Below are 17,537 nucleotides of genomic sequence, written 5' to 3'. Positions count from 1 at the left end.
CTGATCGCGCCAAACCTTGCCAACGTGATGGCGGCTGGTCAAGCCGGTCCTGAGCACCGGTTCGGGATCGACGTCCCACATATTGGTTGGAATCTTGACGGCCTCCGGTAACCGGAAAATCACTCTCGGTTGCCCCTAGGACATTCGTGCACGTCAAAGCGATGACGGTGTCGAAAGTGGAACCGAAAGGGTGGTTACTCATCGGACAACAAGTTTGTTTCCGGACGGGCTCAGGCTTCCCAAACGGCAACACTCTCTGATGAAATCGCCGGGCCGCAGCCTCTGGCGGGCGAAGAAACACGGGGATGATCACAGAGGAGAAGTCGTGAGCACCGGATCTTCGACCCTGGTGGCGGGCCGTGGCGTCTTCCCCCGGCTCCGTGACGCACGGATCCGGGCCAAACTGGCCCTGATTCTGTTCGTCCCGCTCGCCGCGGTGATCGTGCTCGCGACCGCGCGCCTGGTCGACGTGAGCCAGCAGGCCACGGCGGCCGACCAGGTCGAGAAGCTCACCGAGCTCGGCACCGACGTCTCCACGCTGACCCAGCTGCTGCACGCGGAGCGGATGGAGGCGGCCGAGTTCCTCGCGACGCCGGGATCCAAACCGGACGCGTACACGGCCTCGGTCAAGGCCACCGATGCCGAGATCCAGGCCTACCGGGTGAGCCGGCGCGCGCTCGACAGCCCGCCCGACACGGTGCAGAGCAGCCTCGCGCAGATCGACGACAACCTGAACACCCTGGACGCCACCCGCAACCAGGTCGGCAAGCGGGACGGCCTGGGCGTGGCCGAGGCGATGTCGCGCTACGGCGTGGTGCTCGCCGACCTGCTCGGCTACGGCGACGCGGTCAGCCAGTACGCGGGTGACGACAAGGTCGGCGACAGCCTGCGGGCCACCAGCGCGTTCGGCAAGGCCAAGGCGGGTGCGGCCGAGCTCGACGCGATCGCGTACACGGCCCTGGTCTCCGGCGACCTGAGCGCCGAGCAGCGCAGCGCGTTCATCGCGGCGCAGACCAGCCAGCAGGAGGGCCTGCAGACGTTCGCGGCCTTCGCCACGCCGGAGCAGCAGTCCCTCGTGGACGACGTGGTCACCGGCGACGCGGTCAACCTGGCCGACCAGATCTCGATCCAGCTCGGCCGGGGCGTGCCGGTTCCGGCGAACGAGGTGACCAACTCGTTCGGCGCGGTCGTCGACCTCATGCGCTGGGCCGAGCAGGAGCTGGAGTCCGAGAACGTCACCCTCGCGTCGGACCAGAGCGCCTCGGTCGTACGCCAGGCCGCTCTCGAAGCCGCCCTCGTGCTGCTCGTGCTCATCGTCGCCATCGCGCTCGCCGTGATCCTGGCCCGCTCGCTCAACCTGTCGCTGCGCCGCCTGCGGGAGGGCGCGCTCGCGGTGGCCAACCGCGACCTGCCCGACGCCGTGGCCCGGCTGCGCGACGCCCGGACGCTCGGCGAGACCGGCGCCGACGAGATCATCGGCCAGATCCGCGACCCGATCCGGCTCACCAACCGCGACGAGATCGGCCAGGTCGCCCAGGCGTTCAACGTGGTGCACCGCGAGGCGGTCCGGATCGCGGCCGAGCAGGCCGCGCTGCGCACCAGCGTCTCGGCGATGTTCCTCAACCTGGCCCGCCGCTCGCAGAGCCTGGTCGACCGGATGATCGGCGAGCTGGACAGCATCGAGCGCACCGAGGAGGACCCGAAGCGCCTGGCCCGGCTGTTCGAGCTGGACCACCTGGCCACCCGGATGCGCCGCAACGACGAAAACCTGCTGGTCCTGGCCGGCGCCGACTCCAGCGCGCCGCGCCGCGAGGACGCGCTGCTGGTCGACGCGCTGCGGGCCAGCCAGTCCGAGGTCGAGCTCTACAACCGCATCGAGTTCGGCACCGTCGACACCGACGTCGCGATCGCGGCGCTCGCCGTCAACGACGTCGTCCGCCTGGTCGCCGAGCTGCTCGACAACGCCACCCGCTTCTCCCCGCCGACGACCACCGTGGTCGCCGACGGCCGGCGCATCCGCGACTACGTCGTGATCCAGGTGGAGGACCGCGGCCTCGGCATGTCCGAGGAGCAGATGGACCAGCTCAACCGCCGGCTCGCCGAGACGCCGAACGTCGACGTCGCCGCGTTCCGCCTGATGGGCCTGGCCGTGGTGAGCCGGCTCGCCAGCCGCTACGGCATCCGGGTCGAGCTGCGGGCCAACCTCGAGGGCGGCACCGTCGCCCAGGTGATCCTGCCGGCCAGCATCGTCGTGCTGCCGAGCCGCGGCGGCGGCGCGCTGCCCGCCGGCCCGACCCCCGAGCTCGGCGCCGCCCCGTCCGGTGGCTGGGACGGGATGGCCACCCGGGCCGCGACCGCGACGCTGCCCGCCATCTCGCCCGCGCCCTCGCCGTCACCGTCCTTCGAGCGCTGGCCCGACAACGAGCCGGCCCGGCCGTCGCACCCGCTGCTGCCCGAGTTCCCGTCGCAGCGCCCGGCGTCCGACCCCGCTCCCACGCCGAACCGGCCCCCGCTGCCCACCCGGGTGGCCAAGCCGGTCAACGCCCACGACACCACCACGATGAACGGCTTCACCCCGACCCCGATGGCGCCGCCCCCGGCGCCGGCGCAACCGGACACGGGCGGCTGGGGGGCCGCCCTGGCCGCGATGCCGCCGGTCCCGCCGCCGGTGGCTCCGCGGGCGCCGGCGCCCGAGGAACGGTCCGAGTCGCCGATCTTCGTGCAGATGCAGCAGAGCTGGTTCCGGAACCATGACGGTGCGGCCGCGGAGGAGTGGGGCATGCCGACCGCCGGATACCGGCCGCCGCCGAACTCGGGCGCGGCCGCTTCGCCACCGCCACCCGCCACCCCGGCGGCGCCCGCCACCCCGGCAGCGCCCGCCACCCCGGCGTCGCCTCCTCCTCCCGTTGCCGCTCCCGCTCCCGCCCCGGCCGCTCCGGCCCCTGCTCCGGCACCGGTCTCGCCGCCGCCGGCGGCCGAGGCGGCGCCGCCCGCACCCACGTCCCCGGGGAACGGGCACAATGGATCGTCGGTTCCGAGGCCGCGGCCGGCCGCGGAGGACCGCTGGAAGACGGCGGCCGACGACGGATGGAAGCGGGCCATGGCGGCGGCGGAGCCGGTCGATGCCGGCACCACGCGCTCGGGCCTGCCCAAGCGCGTGCCGCAGGCGCAACTCGTGCCCGGCGGCGTGCAGAGCGGGCCGCGAACCCAGAACCGTCGCAGCCCCGACGAGGTCCGTGGACTCCTGTCCGCGTACCACCGTGGTGTGCAACGAGGGCGTACGGACGGCACTTCCGAGTCCGCCGCCGTCCAGGCTAAGGAGAAGGACCAGTGACCAGGCCCCCCACCATGCATGACATGGGCTGGCTGCTCAACAACTTCGCCAACAGCGTCGCCGGCATCGCCCACGTCGTGGCGGTGTCGGCGGACGGTCTGTTGCTCGCGTCGTCGCGTGACCTGCCGACCGACCGAGCCGACCAGCTCGCCGCCATCGCCTCCGGCGTGGTGAGCCTCACCGAGGGCGCGTCCCGCATGTTCAACGCGGGCACCGTCCAGCAGACGATCATCGAGATGGAGAGCGGATACCTCTTCCTGATGTCCGTCAGCGATGGCTCGTCGATGGCCGTGCTCGCGGCCCGCAGCTGCGACGTCGGTCAGGTCGGGTACGAGATGGCCCTGCTCGTGGAGCGGGTCGGCGCCGCGCTGACGCCCGCGCCACGTGAGACCGTCAGCCATTAGCAGCCGGCCGACGGTCAGGAGGGGGTGATCGCGTCATGGGGCAGCCACAGGACCCGCGAGGCAACCTGGTGCGCCCGTACGCGGTCACCCGCGGACGGACCGAGCCACGCCGCGACATACCGATCGAGGCGGTCCTGGTAGCCAGCCAGGCCGCCGTGCAGGAGGCCCGGTTCGCCGGGCATGACAAGTACCGCATCGCCGTGCTCTGCGAGGCGAAGCCGCAGTCCCTGGCCGAGCTCTCGGCACTCACCCGGCTTCCGCTGGGCGTGTCCCGGGTGCTGGTCGCGGACATGGTCGCCGACGGACTGCTGTCGTTGCACAGCGCCGCTCCCAAGAAGGGCTTCACGGAGCGGATGGATCTGCTGGAAAGGGTGTTGAGTGGACTTCGCAAGCTCTGAGCGGGCGGGGGCGCAACCCAAGGAGATCACCTCCGCGAAGATCGTCATTGCGGGCGGCTTCGGCGTCGGCAAGACGACGCTCGTCGGTTCGGTCTCCGAGATCGAGCCACTGACCACCGAGGCGCTGATGACCTCGGCCGGGCAGGGCGTCGACGACGCGTCCAAGGTGCCCGGCAAGGAGACCACCACGGTGGCGATGGACTTCGGCCGTATCACCATGGCCGACGACCTGATCCTCTACCTCTTCGGCACCCCCGGGCAGACCCGCTTCTGGTTCATGTGGGACGAGCTCATCCGGGGCGCCGTGGGCGCCGCGGTGCTGGTCGACACCCGTCGGATCGCGGACGCGTTCGCGCCTCTCGACTATTTCGAGAATCGTCACCTCCCTTACATCGTGGCGCTCAACTGCTTCGACAACGCGCCGCGCTACGAGCCGGACGAGGTACGCGAGGCGCTGGCCATCCCGCCGCACGTGCCGCTGGTGCTGTGCGACGCCCGGCATCGCGACTCGGTGAAGGGCGTGCTCGTGCAGGTCGTCGAGCACGCGATGGCCACGCTGGTGGCCGAGCAGAGCGGCGGATATCCGGCGGTCGTCGGCTGATCGGCCGTCAGTTCGGGAGCCGGTAACCCCGCTTCACCACGGTCTGGACCACTCCGGGCGCGCCGAGGCCCGCCCGGAGCCGGGCCACCGCCATCTCCACCGCGTGCTCGTCGGCGCCGCGGGGCAGGGCGTGCAGCAGCGCCGCCCGGGAGAGCACCCGGCCGGGCACGGACGCCAGCGCCCGCAGCACCGCCATCGGGGCCGGCGCGAGCGGCTTCAGGTCGCCGTCCACGACCGCGGCGTGGCCGCGCAGGGTCAGGGCATGGCCGGCCACCTCGAGCGAGACCGCCCGTTTCGGCAGCTCCTCGACGATCGTGCGGACCAGCGCGCTGAGCCGGGCGCGAGGCGGGGACACGATCGGGACGTCGTGGCGGCGCAACGGCGCGGCGGTCACCGGGCCCACACAGGCGACCATCACCCGGGTACGCAACGCGTCGATCAGCGGCTCGGTGACCGGCCCGGCCGCCCGCAGCAGCGCGTGCACGGCCGGCGCGGCGGTGAACGTCACGGCGTCCACGAGATGGCCGGTGATCAGGTCGACCAGCCGGTGCAGCGGCGCCGGGTCGACGGGCGGCGCCCACCGGTAGACCGGCACCTCGATCACCCGGGCCCCGGCCGCCTCTAGCGCCTCGATGTACTCGGGCTGGCTCTCCCCGTGCAGCTGGAGCGCCACGGTGAGGCCGGCGATACCCCGGGCCCGGAGATGATCGGCGACCTCCTCGTAGCTCTCGCCCTCGGGGGACCACCGCTCCCGCAGCCCGGCCGAGCGGATCGCGGCGCGCGCCTTGGGGCCACGGCCGATCAGGTAGGCCCGGGCCAGCGCGGCCCGCAGCGGCTCGGCCAGGCCCCAGCCCTCGGCCGCCTCGAGCCAGCCGCGCATGCCGATGCCCGTGTTGACCAGCACGATGTCGGGCGGGGTGTCCAGGCAGGCCCGGGTCGCGGCGCGGAGCTCGGCGTCGTCGGCGATCGGCACGATGCGCAGGGCCGGGGCCAGCACCACCCGGGCGCCCCGGCTCTCCAGCAGGCCGGCGAGCTCGTCGCGGCGGCGGTCGCTGGTGACCCCGACCGTGTAACCGGACAGGGACGCGGTGGGCTGGGCCAGGGCGGCCGCCGTGATGACCGTCCGACGCGTTCCCCCCGTACGGTCGGTCATCCGGTCTTGATCTCTTGTTTTTGATCGAGAAGTCGCGGCGTGGCCGTCCGGTCCACCGAAGGGCACGCTCGGAGCTCGCCGTCCTCAGCGTCGACCCGCTCCCATGTCACGCTTGCGTTCTCCGCCGTACCTCCGTCCGGCGCACACCGCGACTCCTCCTCGCCGACCCGGAAAACCGGTCCGGCGGTCACCGCCAGGTCCGTCCTCAACCCTGACGGTGGCCTATCAATAGTGCGCCGTCCGCGCCCGCGGGGGCTATGCCTGTCCCGCGTCGTCGAGGGCTGCGCGCCATTGGCCATGACCGAAGCGTGCACGCGGGGGATTTCGCCCGGGCGTCCCGTTTGTTTCGAGCCTGCTAAGAGCGGCCCTTGGTGTCGCTGATCACGACCGGCCTCGCCGCTCCGGATCCCGCCGTCGGGTGCGTCGGACGACGGAGTATGCTTGTCACGCTTATCCTTGGGGGTCCGGCGGACCGCCTCGTTTTGACCACGCGCCGCGCGGCCGGGTATTGTTGCCTGCTGTTGTGTGACAGCTGCTTCGCGCCTGAGGCTTTCCCGTCTTGGCGTGGTCAGCGCGCGACCCCAGACCGACGACAAGACAAGGTAATTCTGTGCGTACGTACAGCCCGAAGCCGGGTGAGATCGAGCGTCAGTGGCACATTATCGACGCTTCCGACGTCGTTCTGGGCCGCCTGGCTACCCACACCGCCAACCTTCTGCGCGGTAAGCACAAGCCGACCTTCGCGCCGCACGTCGACACCGGCGACTTCGTCGTGATCATCAACGCGGGCAAGGTGGCACTCACCGGCAACAAGCGGCAGACCAAGGTGGCCTACCGCCACTCGGGTTACCCCGGCGGCCTCAAGCAGGTCGGCTACGAGGAGCTGCTCACCAAGCGCCCCGAGAAGGCGATCGAGCTGGCCGTCAAGGGCATGCTCCCGCACAACAAGCTCGCGCGGCAGATCCTCAAGAAGCTGAAGGTCTACCCGGGCGCTGAGCACCCGCACGCCGCTCAGCAGCCGAAGCCGTTCGAAATCACCCAGATCGCGCAGTGAGCGCGGGAGAAGGCAGCAGCATGTCCGACATCATCGAGCCCGAGGTCGTCGAGACCGTCGAGGAGCCCGCTGAGACGGTCGTCGTGGTCGAGACGCCCGCGCCGGCCCCGGTCCGCGCCCCGCGTCCCGGTGACCGTCCGATCCAGACCGTCGGCCGCCGTAAGGAGGCCATCGTTCGGGTGCGCCTCGTGCCCGGCACCGGCAAGATCACCTGCAACGGTCGCGACCTCGAGGCCTACTTCCCGAGCAAGGTGCACCAGCAGCTCATCCGTGAGCCGCTCGTCACCGCCGAGAAGGCCGAGCAGTTCGACGTGATCGCCAACCTGCGTGGCGGCGGCATCACCGGCCAGGCCGGTGCGCTGCGCCTCGGCATCGCCCGTGCGCTCATCACCAACGAGCCGGACGACCGCCCCGCCCTGAAGAAGGCCGGCTTCCTCACCCGCGACGCGCGGGTCAAGGAGAGCAAGAAGTACGGTCTCAAGAAGGCCCGCAAGGCCCCGCAGTACTCGAAGCGCTGATCGCTTAACAGGCGGCCGGGTTCGCCCCCACTCCACGTCGGGGGCGGGCCCGGCCGTTTTGCATTCCTCCACCCGGTTGTTTGAAAGGAAGCCGCCATGGGGCGACTGTTCGGAACCGACGGCGTGCGCGGGCTCGCCAACGGCGACCTGACCCCGGAACTGGCCCTCTCCGTCGCGGTCGCGGCGGCTCGGGTCCTGGTCGAGAGCGACAGCAGCCACCAGCCGATGGCGATCGTCGGGCGTGACCCGCGGGCCAGCGGCGAGATGCTCGAGGCGGCCGTGGTCGCCGGGCTGACCAGCGCCGGCGCCAACGTGGTCCGGGTCGGCGTGCTGCCCACGCCGGCCGTCGCCTTCCTGGTCGCGCAGACCAACGCGGACCTCGGCGTGATGCTCTCGGCCTCGCACAACCCGATGCCCGACAACGGGATCAAGCTGTTCGCGGCCGGCGGCACCAAGCTGCCGGACGAGCTCGAGGAGCGCATCGAGCAGGCGATCGCGGACGGCCATGGGCTGATCGGCCGGCCCACGGGCGCCGGGATCGGCCGCGTGCACGACCTGCTGGACGGCGCCGAGCACTACATCAAGCACCTGGTCGGCTCGACCCCGCACTCGCTGAGCGGCCTCAAGGTCGTGGTGGACTGCGCGAACGGCGCGGCCAGCGAGGTCGGCCCGACCGCGTACGAGGAGGCCGGCGCCGAGGTCATCGCGATCCACGCCGACCCGGACGGCCTCAACATCAACGAGCAGTGCGGCTCGACGCACATGGACAAGGTGCGCGACCGGGTGCTGGCCGAGGGCGCCGACCTGGGCATCGCGCACGACGGCGACGCGGACCGCTGCCTCGCGGTCACCGCTTCGGGTGACATCGTCGACGGCGACCAGATCATGGCGATCCTGGCCCTGGCCATGCGCGACGCCGGCACGCTCACCGACGACACCCTGGTGGCGACCGTGATGAGCAACCTGGGCCTGCGCATCGCGATGAAGCAGTCCGGCATCCGGCTGATCGAGGCCAAGGTCGGCGACCGGTACGTGCTCGAGGAGCTGAACGCGGGCGGGCTGGCGCTGGGCGGCGAGCAGAGCGGACACATCGTCATGCCCGCGTACGCGACCACGGGCGACGGCGTGCTGACCGGCCTGCACCTGATGGCCCAGCTGGCGGCCAGTGGCAAGTCGCTGGCCGACCTGGCGGCGGTCGTGCACAAGCTGCCCCAGGTGCTGATCAACGTGAAGGTCGGCGACCGGGCATCGGGGGCGTCGGCGCCCGCCGTGCTGTCCGCCGTCGCGCAGGCCGAGGCGGAACTCGGGGAGACCGGGCGGGTGCTGCTGCGTCCGTCGGGAACCGAGCCACTCGTACGGGTGATGGTCGAGGCCGGCACCGAGGAGCAGGCCCGCACGGTCGCCTCGCGGATCGCCGACGAGGTCGCGGCGGCCAGCCCCGCTCGTTAGGGCCGGGCCAGTTTCGTCAGGCGCTGGGCCGCCTCGTCTATTACCTCCTCGCGTTTGCAGAACGCGAAGCGGATGAGGTGGCGGCCCGCCTCCTGATGGTCGTAGAAGACCTGGGTCGGCACGGCGACCACCCCGCAGCGGCCGGGCAGCTCGCGGCAGAAGTCGGCGCCGTCCGTTCCGCCCAGCGGCGTGATGTCGGCGGTGACGAAGTAGGTGCCTTCCGACGGGAGTACGCCGAAGCCGGCCTCGGTCAGGCCGGCGACCAGGCGGTCGCGGCGGGCCTGGAGGCCGTCCCGGAAACCGGTGAAGTAGCTGTCCGGCAGGGCCAGGGCGACCGCGACGGCCGGCTGGAGCGGGCCGGCGTTGACGAAGGTCAGGAACTGCTTGACCCGGGCGACCGTGGAGACCAGTTTTTGCGGGCCGGTGGCCCAGCCGACCTTCCAGCCGGTGCAGGAGAAGGTCTTGCCGGCCGAGGAGATGCGCAGGGTGCGGTCGCGCATGCCGGGGAGGCTCGCGAGCGGGACGTGCGGCTCGCTCGCGTCGCTGAACACCAGGTGCTCGTAGACCTCGTCGGTGACGGCGTAGACGTCGTGCTCCCGGCAGAGCTCCGCGATCAGGGTGAGCTCGGCCCGGGTGAAGACCTTGCCGGTGGGGTTGTGCGGGGAGTTGAGCAGCACCATCCGGGTGCGCGGGCCGAACGCGGCGCGCAGGTGGTCCTCGTCGAACCGGTAGCGGCCGTCCGGGCCCGGGCGCAGGGTTACCGGCCGCCGGACGGCGCCGGCCAGGGTGATCGAGGCCGCGTACGAGTCGTAGTAGGGCTCGAACGTGACGACCTCGTCGCCCGGCTCGCAGAGGCCGAGGATCGCGGCGGCGACCGCCTCGGTGGCGCCGGCGGTGACCACGACCTCGCCGTCCGGGTCGCGCTCGAGGCCCCAGAACCGGCGCTCGTGCTCGGCGATCGCCGTGCGCAGGGCCGGGATGCCGGCCAGCGGCGGGTACTGGTTGGCGCCGCCGCGCAGGGCCTTGGCGGCGGCGTCGAGCATCTCGGCGGGACCGTCGGTGTCCGGGAATCCCTGGCCGAGGTTGATCGACCCGGTGCGTACGGCCAAGGCCGACATCTCGGTGAAGATCGTGGTGCCGAACGCCCGCATGCGCTCGACCAGCGGGTCGGTCGTCACTCGGTCTCGCTCCTCTATTCGAATGCCAGGTGGATGCAGGACGCGGTAGCGACGGTACCCCGGTTCGATGTGCTCTTCTTCACCTCGGCGCCGTCGACCGTGGCGCGGCAGGTGACCGTGCCCTCGGTCGTGCCGATCCGGACCGCGACCACCGAGAGCAGGGCCGGGGTCTCCATCGTGGTGGTGAACTTCCACGGCAGTGTGACCTCGGTCTTGCGCACCGGGGCCTGGTCGATGTCGTCGATGTACGCGATCGAGGCCGGTCCGTCGCCGGTCACCTCGTACGTCACCGTGATCTTGTGCTGCGCCTGCGGGTCGTCCGGCAGGTTGGGGGCCTCGGGTACCTGGGTGGGCAGGTTGGTGTACGGGTCGACCGCCTTCTTGGCCGTGTTTGTCACGTTTTGCGCGAGCAGCACGCCGGCCGTGGCGAGGCCGCCGCAGAGCAGCACCGCGACCGCGACGATCACCGCGATGATCGGGGCGTTGCTCCGGCGGGGAGGGGGCTGAGGGGGGCCGTAACCCGGCGGAGGCCCGTAGCCCGGTGGGGGCTGGTGGGCGGCGATTCCGTAGTCGGGCGCGTATCCCGGGGGCGCGTAGTTCACCGGCTGGGGCGGGAACTGCGACGTCGGCGGGTTGTCGGGCTCGGGGATCGCCGCGTAGCCCGGTGCGTAGGAAGCCGGGCCGGGCGGGCGGTAGGGCTCGGGGGAGAGGGGATCGCCCGACGGCGTCGACCAGGGCTGCCCGGAGATCGGGGCGTTGCCTCCGGGGATCGGGGCGCTGTCTCCGTGGATCGGCGTCGTCGCGTCCGCAGCGTACGGCGTCACCGGCGGAAGGGCGGCCGGGTCCGGCGGCGGGGTGTCGGGGTGGTTGGTCAAGCGTCTCTCCCGGTGCGGGCGCGGCCCGTCGGCGCGCAAGCCGACGGTACGCCAACAACGCCACCGGCGGCTCCCCGGGCGGTCCGGGCCACCATCGACCGGTTACCACACTTTCGAGCAACTCGGATGCTTGAAAGTACCTCTCTCGAACATGACGGATGAGCGATCGTCGGCTAGTCTGCCCCGCATGTGTGGCATCGTGGGTTACGTCGGCAGCCGGCCGGCACTGAGCATCGTTCTCGACGGCCTCCGACGGCTGGAGTACCGCGGATATGACTCCGCGGGCATCGCCGTCGTCGATGGCGGGATTCTGACCGAGAAGAAGGCCGGCAAGCTGGCCAACCTGGAGAAGGCGCTCGCCGAGCGGGCCACCGACGGCATCTCGTCGGGCAGCACGGCGATCGGGCACACCCGGTGGGCGACGCACGGCGGCCCCACCGACCGCAACGCCCACCCGCACCTCTCCGCCGACGGCCGGGTCGCCGTCATCCACAACGGCATCATCGAGAACTTCGCCCGGCTGCGCGCCGAGCTCGAGGCGACCGGCGTCGAGTTCGCGAGCGACACCGACACCGAGTGCGCGGCCCACCTGATCTCCGCCGAGATGCGCGCGCTGCGCGAGGCGGGCGGCGAGCCCGGCCCGCAGTTGCTGGCCGAGGCCATGCGCCGCACCGTCCGCCGGCTCGACGGCGCGTTCACCCTGCTGGCCGTCGACCTGGACGTGCCCGACGCGGTGGTGGCGGCCCGGCGCAACTCGCCGCTCGTGGTCGGCCGCGGCCAGGGGGAGAACTTCCTGGCCAGCGACGTCTCGGCGTTCATCGAGCACACCCGCGACGCGATCGAGCTCGGCCAGGACCAGGTCGTGCTGATCACTCCGGCCGGCATCGAGATCACCGGCTTCGACGGCGAGCCCGCGACCGGCCAGGAGTTCCACATCGACTGGGACGCCTCGGCCGCCGAGAAGGGTGGCTACGACTACTTCATGCTCAAGGAGATCGCCGAGCAGCCGCGGGCGATCGCCGACACCCTGCTCGGCCGCCTCTCCGACCGCGGCGAGATCGTCCTCGACGAGGTCCGCCTCACCGACCAGGACCTGCGCGACGTCGACAAGGTCTTCATCGTGGCCTGCGGCACCTCGTACCACGCCGGCATGGTCGCCAAGTACGCGATCGAGCACTGGACCCGCATCCCCTGCGAGGTCGAGCTGGCCAGCGAGTTCCGCTACCGCGACCCGATCCTCGACCGGTCCACGCTGGTGGTCGCGATCAGCCAGTCGGGCGAGTCGATGGACACCCTCATGGCGCTCCGGCACGCCAAGGAGCAGAAGGCCCGGGTGCTGGCGATCTGCAACACGAACGGCTCGACGATCCCCCGCGAGTCCGACGCCGTGCTCTACACCCACGGCGGCCCCGAGATCGCGGTGGCGTCCACCAAGGCGTTCCTCACCCAGCTGGTCGCCTGCTACCTGATCGGCCTGCACCTGGCCCAGATCCGCGGCGTCATGTACGCCGACGAGGTCGCCGCCGTGGTCGAGAAGCTGCGCAGCACCCCCGACGCCCTGACCAGCCTGCTCGGCCAGATGGAGGACGTGCGAGCCCTGGCCCGCGACCTGAAGTCGGCCTCGACGGTCCTGTTCATCGGCCGCCACGTCGGCTACCCGGTGGCGCTCGAGGGCGCGCTGAAGCTCAAGGAGCTCGCCTACATGCACGCCGAGGGCTTCGCCGCCGGTGAGCTGAAGCACGGCCCGATCGCCCTGATCGACGAGGGCACGCCGGTGGTCTGCGTCGTGCCGTCCCCCGCCGGCCGGGGCGTGATGCGCGACAAGGTCGTCTCCAACATCCAGGAGGTCCGAGCCCGCGGCGCCCGCACCATCGTGATCGCCGAAGAGGGCGACGACGCCGTCCGCGCCTACGCCGACCACCTCATCCCCGTGCCCAGCACGCCCACCCTGCTGGCCCCGCTGATGACGACGGTCCCGCTGCAGATCCTGGCCTGCGAGATCGCCGCCGCCCGCGGCCTCGATGTGGACCAGCCCCGGAACCTGGCCAAGTCCGTCACCGTCGAATAGCCCAGGTCGCCCGAGCCGCCCGGCGGCGGAGTGACCTGGCTTCACCCGGCTCCGGCCACCGCTCGGACGCCGGACGGCTCCGGCCACCGCTCGGACGCCGGACGGCTCCGGCCACCGCTCGGACGCCGGACGGCTCCGGCCTGAACTCGCCCGGGCGGGCGGCCCTCCCCGGCCGTTACACGCTCGCCCGCCCGGGCTTTTCCCCTCAGCGTTCCTGGCCGCCCGGCCATCCCACGCTCAGGGGCCGCGCGCTCAGCGGCCGGGCGCGTTTCCGCCGCTCGGCCCTCATCGTGCGGGCTCGCGCCCGCCGCCGCGCGTCGGGCCCGCCGGGCACCTTCGGGCCGTCGCCCGCCGGCGGTCCGCAGCATGTCCCGCTGCCTCCCGCCGGCGGTCCCCAGCACACTCCGCCGTCGCCGGCTGGCGGCGGTCCGCAACGCATTCCGCCGTCGTCGGCCGCGGGTCCGCAACGCATTCCGCCGCAGCTCGTGCCTCGGCGTTTCAGCACCCCGCGCGGCATCTCGCCGCGTCGGGCCCGGCTGCGGGTCATCGGGCCGTGCCCAGCGTGATGGCGGCCAGCTCGTCCAGGGATCTGCTGCCGTGGTCCCAGTAGCCGAGGTGGCCGGCGTTCACCGCGCTCGGGAAGGTGTGGGCGCCGAAGGCCGGGTCGCTCGGGTTGCGGCCGAACCACAGGTCTCGTTCGGGCGTGCCGAAGACCAGCGGGGCGGCGGGCGGCCACGCCACCGACGTCGCCACGTCGTGCAGGAAGGCCGCGGGGGCCGGTGCCGCGTACTGGATGATGTCGCTCCTCGAGGTCGTCGCCCAGATGTGGCCGGGCGGCAGGCTCAGGTCGCGCGCCTGGGGAACGCCGACGCCGGGCGAGCCGACGAACACCACGTCGTCGACGGGCAGGCCGGCCCCGGCCGCCGCCGTGCCGACCAGCAGCGAGCCGTAGCTGTGCCCGACCACCGTCAGCCGCGCCGCCGGGACCAGCTGGGTGGCGCGCAAGCCCTCCTGGAACCGCCGCAACGCCGGGGCGCCCGCCTCGGCCGGGCGCGGGCTCGCGGCCTCGTCGATGAAATCGGGCGCGTCGTAGTCGAGCCACAACACGCCACTGGTCGCCGAGCCCGGAGACAGCTCGGCCGCCCGCTCGGCCACCCGGGCCGCCCGGCTCAGCTCGCCCCCGAACGACGCCAGGCCGGCGGTCATGCCGGGCACGTGCGTGACCACGTTGGCGGCCCGGTCGGGGTCGCCGAGCGCGACCACGACGCGGCCCTCGTCGCTCAGATCGAGCCGCAGGAGATAGGCCCGCGGCCCGGCGCCGTCGGCCAGCCGGGCGGCCAGCGCGTCGAGCCCGTGCCGCAGGCCCAGCAGCCGCCGGCGGTCCCGCGGCCCGGGCCCGGCGGCGAGCGCCCGATCGACCTCGGCCCGGCGCTGGTCGAGCAGGAACCGGTTGGCCGCGTCACGATCGGTCGCCGGGATGCCGTCGAGCGCGACCAGCGAGGACGGCTCGGTCGCCAGCAGCCACTGGCGCTGGGCCGGGGTCAGGCCCGCCCACCAGCGGCGCACCTCGGCCGGCGTCGCCGTGCAGCTCGGCCGGCCCGAGTCGGCGAGGCCGAGGCCGGGGCCGGCGCCGGCACCGAGGCACCGCAGCAGCGAGACCGCGTGCAGCCGCTCGGCCGCCGCGTCGTCGGCGGCGTCCGCGATGGCGATGGCGGCGTCGAGATCGGGCGTCACCGCCGGGGCCGGACCGCCGCGGACCACGCCGTCGTCGTCGATCGTCAGGCCCGAGCGCCGGGCCGCGGCCATCGCGCGGGCCAGCAGTAGGCGGGCGCGGTCGAGCGACTCCGCGAACTCGCCGGCCGCCTGGTCGGCCTGCCAGCACAGCACCTGGAACAGCACCAGCCCGCGGCGCAGCGCGGTCACCCGGGCCGCGGCGGCCGAGGCCGCGACGCCGGACCAGGCGGCGCCGAGGCGGGCGAGGCCGTCGGTGAGCGCGCCCGCGAGGCGGCCCGCCAGCGTGGCCCAGCGCCGCCAGGCCTCGGCGACCGTGCGCCAGCGGCCCGGGTCGGCGACGCGCAACCGGGCGTAGACCCCGGCCGTCAGCGGGGCCGGTGCCGGGGCGGTCATCGGGACAGCCGCAGTCGGGTCGCGGCGCGGGCGTCGGCCTCGCGGTAGGCCTCGGCGGCGGCCCGGACCTGGCGGGCCGTCTCGGCCAGGTCGGCGCCGAGCAGGGTCAGTTGCTGTCGTGCCGCCTCGGCGGCGAGGGCCGCCGCGTCGGAGGTGCGCCATCGTGGGACGAGCTCGGCGGGCGGTATCGACGCCGTCTCGGCCGTCACCTCGGCCGCGGTCTCGGCCAGCGCGGAGGCGGCGCGGCACAGCTCGTCGGTGTCGACCTCGAGATCGGGATTCATCGGCAACCTCCATGCGGGAACGGGATGCGCCGACGTTAGGGGCAGCGGGCGGCCGGCCGGGGCGGCTGTGGACGGCCGGCTTCGCTCGTACGGCCGCGTTGTCCACAGGTCTTGCCGACCGCCCAGCGATGCGCTAGCCCCCAGCACCGATAAAGTTGGGCCGTGATCGTGGCTGTCGGTATCGATGTCGTCCTGGTGGAACGCTTCGCCCGCGCCCTCGACCGGACCCCGCAGCTGGGCGACCGGCTGTTCACCGAGGGCGAGCGGATGACCAGCTCCGGCAACCCGCGTTCGGCGGAGTCGCTGGCCGCCCGGTTCGCGGCCAAGGAGGCCGTGGCGAAGGCGCTCGGCGCGCCCGCCGGGATGCGGTGGCACGACTGCGAGATCGTCGCCGACCCGGACGGCCGCCCCTGGTTGACCGTTTCCGGTACGGTCGCCGCGGTCGCCGCGGAGCGTGGTGTCACCCGATGGCATCTCTCGCTCTCGCACGACGGCGGCATCGCCTCGGCGATGGTGGTAGCGGAGTCCTGATCCGGCCGATCGTGCCGTTGACCAGCGCAAACGCGAAACTGTCGTACCCGGGGCCTAAACCGACGGCACCACCGAACGGCTTGGGAGGGCAGATGCGGCAGGCATGGCGGGTCGCCGACGTGCGGGCGGCCGAGAAGGCGCTGATGGCTACGTTGCCGGAGGGCACGCTCATGCAGCGGGCCGCGGCCGGCCTGGCCCGGCGATGCGCGCTGCTCCTCGAGGACGACGGCGGCGTCTACGGCGCCCGGGTGTTCCTGCTGGTGGGCAGCGGTGACAACGGGGGCGACACGCTCTACGCGGGCGCGCTGCTGGCCCGGCGCGGCGCGCAGGTGCGGGCGCTGCTGCTGCGGCCCGAGCGGGTGCACCTGGCGGGCCTGGCGGCGCTGCGGGCGGCCGGCGGCTTCACCGTGCGCGACCTGCCGACCCGGGCCGATCTCGTGCTCGACGGCATCGTGGGCATCGGCGCGAGCGGCGGCCTGCGCGAGCCCGCGGCCGGCATCGTCGCCGGCCTCGGCGATCTGCGCTCGCGCACCGGCGAGCGGCCCGTGGTGGTGGCGGTCGACGTGCCGAGCGGCGTCGCGGTCGACACCGGCGACGTGCCGGGCGAGGCGGTCACCGCCGACGTGACGGTGACCTTCGGCTGCCTCAAGCCGGCCCACGTGCTCGGGCCGGCCGCGGTGCTCTGCGGGCAGGTCGAGCTGGTCGACATCGGGCTCGGCCCGGTGCTGCGGGCCGACCCGGCCGTGCGGGTGCCCGACGCCGACGACATCGTCTCCTGGTGGCCGTCCACGGGGCCGGAGAGCGACAAATACACCCGGGGCGTGGTCGGCATCGCGACCGGCTCGGCCAAATATCCGGGCGCCGCGCTGCTCTCGGTGAGCGGCGCGCTGGCCGGCCCGACCGGCATGGTGCGATATGCCGGGAGTGCGCATGCCGAGGTGGTGCGGGCCCACCCGTCGGTGGTCGCGGTCAACAAGGTGGGCGCGGCCGGGCGGGTGCAGACCTGGGTGTGCGGGTCCGGCCTCGGCACCGACGAGGCGGCCCGCACGACGCTGCGCAGCGTCCTGGCGACGTCGATACCCGTGGTGCTCGACGCCGACGCGTTGACCCTGCTCGTGGACGGCTCGCACGCCGACGACCTGCGCCGCGACGCGCCCCTGGTGATCACGCCGCACGACGGCGAGTTCAAACGGCTGGCGGGCGAGTCGCCGGGCGCCGACCGAGCCGCGTCCGCCTGCCGCCTGGCCGCCTGGATCAACGCGGTGGTGCTGCTCAAGGGCGACCGGACGATCGTGGCGACCCCGGCCGGCGAGGTCTGGGCCAACCCGACCGGCAGCTCGGCGCTGGCCACCGCGGGCAGCGGCGACGTGCTGGCCGGGCTGCTCGGCTCGTTGCTGGCCGCGGGTCTCGCGCCGGAACGGGCGGCGGTCGCGGCGGCGTACGTGCACGGGCTCGCCGGGCGCTGGGCGGCCGAGGACGGTCCGGTGACGTCGCCCGACGTGGCGGCGGCGCTGCGGCCGGCTCTCGCCGCGCTCTTGTAGAACCCAACGATCAGTAGGCTGG

15 protein-coding genes are annotated in these 17,537 nt (G+C 73.1%); 10 read left to right on the top strand and 5 right to left on the bottom strand.

Going from position 1 to position 17,537, the window contains the following annotated elements:
• Positions 1-325 precede the first annotated feature (325 nt).
• From ACZ6TB_RS39180 to ACZ6TB_RS39165, 4 genes are read left to right on the top strand one after another with little or no spacing between them, the layout of a single operon-like run.
• Positions 326-3,334, top strand: a complete 3,009-nt coding sequence (locus tag ACZ6TB_RS39180) for a sensor histidine kinase (protein WP_465563735.1) — start codon at positions 326-328, stop codon at positions 3,332-3,334.
• Positions 3,331-3,738, top strand: a complete 408-nt coding sequence (locus ACZ6TB_RS39175; protein ID WP_465563733.1) for a roadblock/LC7 domain-containing protein — start codon at positions 3,331-3,333, stop codon at positions 3,736-3,738. The genes ACZ6TB_RS39180 and ACZ6TB_RS39175 overlap by 4 nt, the downstream gene beginning before the upstream one ends.
• Before the next feature lie 35 nt (positions 3,739-3,773).
• Positions 3,774-4,136, top strand: a complete 363-nt coding sequence (locus tag ACZ6TB_RS39170) for a DUF742 domain-containing protein (RefSeq protein ID WP_465563730.1) — start codon at positions 3,774-3,776, stop codon at positions 4,134-4,136.
• A complete protein-coding gene (locus ACZ6TB_RS39165; protein ID WP_465563728.1) occupies positions 4,117-4,737 on the top strand; it encodes a GTP-binding protein in 621 nt (206 codons plus the stop codon). The genes ACZ6TB_RS39170 and ACZ6TB_RS39165 overlap by 20 nt, the downstream gene beginning before the upstream one ends.
• Positions 4,738-4,744: 7 nt before the next feature.
• Here ACZ6TB_RS39165 and ACZ6TB_RS39160 read toward each other — a convergent pair whose 3' ends face one another.
• Positions 4,745-5,890, bottom strand: a complete 1,146-nt coding sequence (locus tag ACZ6TB_RS39160; RefSeq protein WP_465563725.1) for a uroporphyrinogen-III synthase — start codon at positions 5,888-5,890, stop codon at positions 4,745-4,747.
• A gap of 610 nt (positions 5,891-6,500) precedes the next feature.
• On the opposite strand from ACZ6TB_RS39160, the gene rplM reads away from it, so the two are divergent.
• The 3 genes from rplM to glmM all read left to right on the top strand — a co-directional run bounded on the left by rplM (position 6,501) and on the right by glmM (position 8,911).
• Complete coding sequence (gene rplM, locus ACZ6TB_RS39155; protein WP_030436545.1) at positions 6,501-6,944, top strand: 50S ribosomal protein L13; 444 nt, start codon at positions 6,501-6,503, stop codon at positions 6,942-6,944.
• A 20-nt stretch (positions 6,945-6,964) separates the two neighbouring features.
• Positions 6,965-7,462: a 30S ribosomal protein S9 gene (rpsI, locus tag ACZ6TB_RS39150; protein WP_465563722.1), complete on the top strand. Its 498-nt coding sequence runs from the start codon at positions 6,965-6,967 to the stop codon at positions 7,460-7,462.
• Positions 7,463-7,558: 96 nt separating this feature from the next.
• Positions 7,559-8,911: a phosphoglucosamine mutase gene (glmM, locus tag ACZ6TB_RS39145; RefSeq protein WP_465563721.1), complete on the top strand. Its 1,353-nt coding sequence runs from the start codon at positions 7,559-7,561 to the stop codon at positions 8,909-8,911.
• Here the strand turns inward: glmM and ACZ6TB_RS39140 are convergent.
• Positions 8,908-10,089, bottom strand: coding sequence for a pyridoxal phosphate-dependent aminotransferase (locus tag ACZ6TB_RS39140; RefSeq protein WP_465563716.1), 1,182 nt, complete (start codon positions 10,087-10,089; stop codon positions 8,908-8,910). The two genes, glmM and ACZ6TB_RS39140, sit on opposite strands and share 4 nt — an antisense overlap.
• Before the next feature lie 14 nt (positions 10,090-10,103).
• Complete coding sequence (locus ACZ6TB_RS39135) at positions 10,104-10,964, bottom strand: MmpS family transport accessory protein (protein WP_465563714.1); 861 nt, start codon at positions 10,962-10,964, stop codon at positions 10,104-10,106.
• Between the two features lie 187 nt (positions 10,965-11,151).
• Between ACZ6TB_RS39135 and glmS the strand changes: the two genes are divergently transcribed.
• On the top strand, positions 11,152-13,032 hold the full coding sequence (gene glmS, locus ACZ6TB_RS39130; RefSeq protein WP_465563711.1) for a glutamine--fructose-6-phosphate transaminase (isomerizing): 1,881 nt from the start codon (positions 11,152-11,154) through the stop codon (positions 13,030-13,032).
• Positions 13,033-13,575: 543 nt separating this feature from the next.
• Here glmS and ACZ6TB_RS39125 read toward each other — a convergent pair.
• Both ACZ6TB_RS39125 and ACZ6TB_RS39120 read right to left on the bottom strand, forming a co-directional pair.
• Positions 13,576-15,159, bottom strand: a complete 1,584-nt coding sequence (locus tag ACZ6TB_RS39125) for an alpha/beta hydrolase (protein WP_465563708.1) — start codon at positions 15,157-15,159, stop codon at positions 13,576-13,578.
• Positions 15,156-15,443, bottom strand: coding sequence for a hypothetical protein (locus ACZ6TB_RS39120; RefSeq protein ID WP_465563705.1), 288 nt, complete (start codon positions 15,441-15,443; stop codon positions 15,156-15,158). Before ACZ6TB_RS39120 ends, ACZ6TB_RS39125 begins: the two co-directional genes overlap by 4 nt.
• A gap of 162 nt (positions 15,444-15,605) precedes the next feature.
• Here ACZ6TB_RS39120 and ACZ6TB_RS39115 point away from each other — a divergent pair, with 162 nt between their 5' ends.
• Positions 15,606-15,974, top strand: a complete 369-nt coding sequence (locus tag ACZ6TB_RS39115) for a holo-ACP synthase (RefSeq protein ID WP_465563702.1) — start codon at positions 15,606-15,608, stop codon at positions 15,972-15,974.
• A 92-nt stretch (positions 15,975-16,066) separates the two neighbouring features.
• The gene (locus ACZ6TB_RS39110) at positions 16,067-17,515 is read left to right on the top strand and encodes an NAD(P)H-hydrate dehydratase (RefSeq protein WP_465563701.1); all 1,449 of its coding nucleotides are present in this window, start codon (positions 16,067-16,069) and stop codon (positions 17,513-17,515) included.
• Positions 17,516-17,537 lie beyond the last annotated feature (22 nt).

The organism is Actinoplanes sp. NPDC051537 (assembly GCF_055586105.1).
The sequence above is the reverse complement of the archived record's forward strand: the minus strand, read 5'-3'. Positions and strand labels throughout refer to the sequence as shown.